This is a genomic window from Clostridium sp. CS001 (assembly GCF_020443565.1).
GTDB lineage: Bacteria > Bacillota > Clostridia > Clostridiales > Clostridiaceae > Clostridium_AD.
The window spans coordinates 1-3,860 of record NZ_JAIZZN010000058.1 but is presented as its reverse complement, the minus strand read 5'-3'; the positions used below and the strand labels follow the sequence as shown (position 1 = coordinate 3,860).

The 3,860-nt window shown below is 32.5% G+C and carries 4 protein-coding genes and 2 pseudogenes; 5 read left to right on the top strand and 1 reads right to left on the bottom strand.

Annotation, left to right across the window (positions count from 1 at the left end; translation table 11 throughout):
- Positions 1–88 (bottom strand): annotated as a pseudogene (locus LGK97_RS19470) (transposase); the annotation flags it as partial.
- 284 nt (positions 89–372) lie between these two features.
- Between LGK97_RS19470 and LGK97_RS20105 the strand changes: the two are divergent.
- The 5 genes and pseudogenes from LGK97_RS20105 to LGK97_RS19445 form a co-directional block, all read left to right on the top strand.
- A pseudogene (locus tag LGK97_RS20105) lies at positions 373–687 on the top strand (DUF6431 domain-containing protein); the annotation flags it as partial.
- 42 nt (positions 688–729) lie between these two features.
- Positions 730–948 carry a hypothetical protein gene (locus LGK97_RS19460; protein ID WP_226261963.1) on the top strand — a complete coding sequence of 73 codons (219 nt, stop codon included), beginning with the start codon at positions 730–732 and terminating at the stop codon, positions 946–948.
- A 106-nt stretch (positions 949–1,054) separates the two neighbouring features.
- Entirely contained in the window at positions 1,055–2,314 is a 1,260-nt protein-coding gene (locus LGK97_RS19455) for a DDE-type integrase/transposase/recombinase (RefSeq protein WP_226261959.1), read from the top strand.
- Positions 2,307–3,110 carry an ExeA family protein gene (locus tag LGK97_RS19450; protein WP_226261956.1) on the top strand — a complete coding sequence of 268 codons (804 nt, stop codon included), beginning with the start codon at positions 2,307–2,309 and terminating at the stop codon, positions 3,108–3,110. The genes LGK97_RS19455 and LGK97_RS19450 overlap by 8 nt, the downstream gene beginning before the upstream one ends.
- Positions 3,111–3,138: 28 nt before the next feature.
- The gene (locus LGK97_RS19445; protein ID WP_226261954.1) at positions 3,139–3,456 is read left to right on the top strand and encodes a DUF6618 family protein; all 318 of its coding nucleotides are present in this window, start codon (positions 3,139–3,141) and stop codon (positions 3,454–3,456) included.
- The last annotated feature ends 404 nt before the right edge of the window (positions 3,457–3,860 follow it).

The window sequence follows — 3,860 nt, the reverse complement described above, 5'->3', positions numbered from 1 at the left end:
TACAAGCCTGCTCAATTTTTCTGCTTGAGTAAATATCATTCATATATGCATAAACTAATACCTTAAAAAGAATCTGGGGTGGGAGTGCTGAATTTCTACCTTTTGTAGAGTGTAGCGCGTCAAAATATGGCTTTACAGAACTGCACTCCTAAGTCAAATTATAACTATAATACTGATAATTATCTAGTGATTAACTGCTTTTTAAATAAGCACATTATTTCTATAACAAAAGCTCCTAATGACTTGACATCATCAGGAGCTTATTTTATGCTTATTATTAAAACTAGAGAAAGGAAAAGGAAGAACCCCTAGCCGTCCAAAGCAAAAGTTCTTCCCTTAAAATAAGAGCGATAGCTCTTACAACTAATTATTATGATAAGATTATTTTCAAAACTATGCAAGTGTTTTAAAGAAATTTCTTTTGAAAATGAGATAAATATTTTTAATGAGTATATGCAAACGCTTAATATAGAGGCATTAGTATGCCCATTTTGTGGTGCTAAGCATTCATTATCACCATTTGCTTCTTACAAACGCCATCTTGTTAATTATGATAATAATAATGCTCAAGATAATATGATCACCATTCTTAGATGTATTTGTTTATCATGTGAACGTACCCATGCCCTCCTACCTTCGGTAATTGTGCCTTATATGTCATTTAGTTTTAAATTCACTGTATGTCTCATTCATGACTATCTTGTACATAAATATCACTCTGTGGAAACTATGTGTGAACATTATGGCATTGCTATATCCACATTCTATCGAATTTTAAAGAAGTTTAAAGAGCATAAACAGATATGGCTTGGTCTTTTAGAGGACAAGCTTATTTCAAATTTAAGTTTTATACAGCATATCATAAATAGTTCTTTTGATGAAACTGAGGACTTCATAATACAATTCTTCAATCAAAATGATTCATCGTTTTTTCAAGGAACGTCATAATTTAACTATAATCATATTTCTTTCATTTTAATTTATCCATACCACTTAATACGATAATGGTCATTGAAATACCCATGTGATACCATTTTTTCAGAGGTGATGTTAAGTGAATAATAAAGAAATGATAGAAATAGCATCTATTAGGTTAGGATTAATAGCCCCTGCTATAAATAATACTTTTACGGAGCAATCTAAAATTGCTTACTATAGACGTATTTCTACTACCCCTGTAAAATTACCTAATGGTAATTCAGTCTTGTATAGTCCGGGGACGCTTTCTAATTGGGAATCATACTATAATAGACTCGGCTTTGACGCCCTTCTTCCGAAGACGCGTAGCGACATAGGTCAAACTAGAAAGCTAAGCGATGTGGCAATAGAGCAGATATACACTTTAAAAAGCAACTTCCCCAGAATCAATGCTACGCTTATATACCATAAACTCATCGAAGATGGCTTTATTAAAGAAAAGGATGTATCCATTTCAACAGTTCAGCGATTTATAAAAAATAACGATCTTAGATCTGCTAGATGTATCAATATGAAAGATAGAAAGGCTTTTGAAGAAGAGTTTGCAACTGGCATGTACCAAGGGGACACGTGCTATGGCCCACATATAACTGAAAAGGGTGAGTGCAGGAGAACATATTTAATTATGCTAATTGATGATAAATCTAGACTAATAGTAGGTGGTAGGTTCTTTTATAATGATAACTCCTATAACTTTCAAAAGGTACTTAAAGAAGCTATCGCTAGATACGGAATTCCCAATAAGCTTTATCTCGATAATGGTTCTCCATATAAAAATGAGCAATTAAGCCTTATATGCGGCTCACTTGGAATAGTGGAACTTCACACAATGATAAGAGATGGAGCATCAAAAGGAAAGGTGGAAAGGAATTTCAGAACATTGAAAAGCAGATGGCTAAGTGCTTTAGATATAGCATCTATTTCCTCTTTAGCGGAGCTAAATGATGAATTATTCACCTATATTAATAAGCATAACATAACTATTCATTCTTCTACAAATGAGCGCCCTATTGATAGATATAAGGGCGATTTAGCTCATGTAAAAGTAGCATCTGATAGTGAATGGCTAGATAATTGTTTTATGAATCGCATACAACGGCGGGTAAATAATGATGCAACTATAAGCATTGATAAAACTCCTTATGATGTACCTATGCAATTTATAAGGCAGAAAGTTGAAGTGCGATATCTACCTGATGACATGGATAGTGCTTATATTTATTATGAAAACATTAAGTATAGCATTAGAAAAACAAACAAAGTTGAGAATGGTAAAACTAAACGTAAAAATCCACTTAATATAGACTATTCAAAGGATGGTGTTAAGCATGTTTAAGCAGTTTTATGGTATGACCTTAAACCCTTTTGAAAAAGGTATTAAGGAAAAAGATGCATATATCTCAAGGGATTTAAAAGAAATGATATCAAGACTTGATTATCTTAATGAAACTAGAGGCATTGGATTATTTACGGCTTCGCCTGGTAGTGGAAAAACTTTTGCTTTAAGATGTTTCGCGAAGAAAGTCAATCCAAATTTAACAAAGGTTATTTATCTTTGCTTTACTACCGTAACTACTACTGAATTTTATCGTCAGTTTTGTATAGCTCTAGGACTTGAACCTTGCTCTCGCAAGTCAGATATGTTTAAAAGTATAAAAGACTATATGGAAATTATGAGCAGTGACAAGCGTGTCAATTACATACTTGTATGGGATGAAGCACAGTATTTGAGTAATGATATATTGAAGGATTTAAAGCTACTTATGAATTTTTCTATGGACTCAAAGGATTGTTTTTCACTGGTTTTGATAGGTCAACCTATACTCAACAACATCTTAGAAAAACAGATACATGAGGCATTAAAGCAAAGGATCATAATAAATTATGATTTTGAAGGACTTTCGGAAACTGAGGCTATAGAATATATTCATTCTAGGCTATCACTAGCAGGTGCTTCTTCTGAAATTATTGATAACAATGCAATTTTAGCTGCATATAGAAGTTGCTCTGGGTCTGTAAGACGGTTAAATATGATATTAACAAAGGCCTTAATAATAGGTGCTCAACACGAAAAAACAGTAATTGATACAGATACAATACTGGCTGCAGCCAATGAAATGTCGCTTCGTTAACCATAGATTATTTTTAGGAGGATTCCCTATGCCAATTAAATTTGAGTGTACAATGAAAAAGGGCAAAAAGATTGAAATCTGGTCTGGAATGATAACTAACTTAACTAAATTTGGAAGTCATTATGAGCTCAAGCTTGAAAGTAGAAGTGGATTTATTGTAGTTATAGGCAAAACCAATTATGGTAATTTTGCTTGTGTTCCTGATTATGATGTAGGATGTCATCTTTCTACCCTAAAAGATTTATTTTGGAACTCCGAACGCTTATGTGAACTTATGAATAAAGTAGATGCGATAACTGTGGCTCACGCCTTACAAGCTGTCGCTGAATATATTGATTTAAACTAACATACTTGGGTAGCTATTATTGCTACTCATTTTTTATATAAAAGTAGCCTGCCGGCTAAAATAAATTATATTAATAAAATGATTTTTCCTTATTGATAAGGTGATTTCATAGGTATAATCTGACGTAAATCACCTACTAATAATAGAAATAAAATGATGTTTCAATTAGTTATAATTTGACGTTTAACAGTAGAGTAAGCCTTTATTAAAATTGTATAATCTAATTCCTCCATTACTTGGCTTAGCAGTCTCACTGAATCATTTTCCGGTATTAATATCCCAGTATCAATAGGCAGGGCAAACGCATGAGTTAATAAATTATGAACAGTCCATTTTAACTAAGAGTTTTGTTGTATAATCAGTTAAAAGGCATTCTGATCAAATTTAATTTTTTAATGAGACCG

Coding starts and splice junctions, on each gene's coding strand:
- LGK97_RS19460 (WP_226261963.1), top strand. CDS start 730: ATGTGTGAACATTATGGCATTGCTATATCCACATTCTATCGAATTTTA.
- LGK97_RS19450 (WP_226261956.1), top strand. CDS start 2,307: ATGTTTAAGCAGTTTTATGGTATGACCTTAAACCCTTTTGAAAAAGGT.
- LGK97_RS19445 (WP_226261954.1), top strand. CDS start 3,139: ATGCCAATTAAATTTGAGTGTACAATGAAAAAGGGCAAAAAGATTGAA.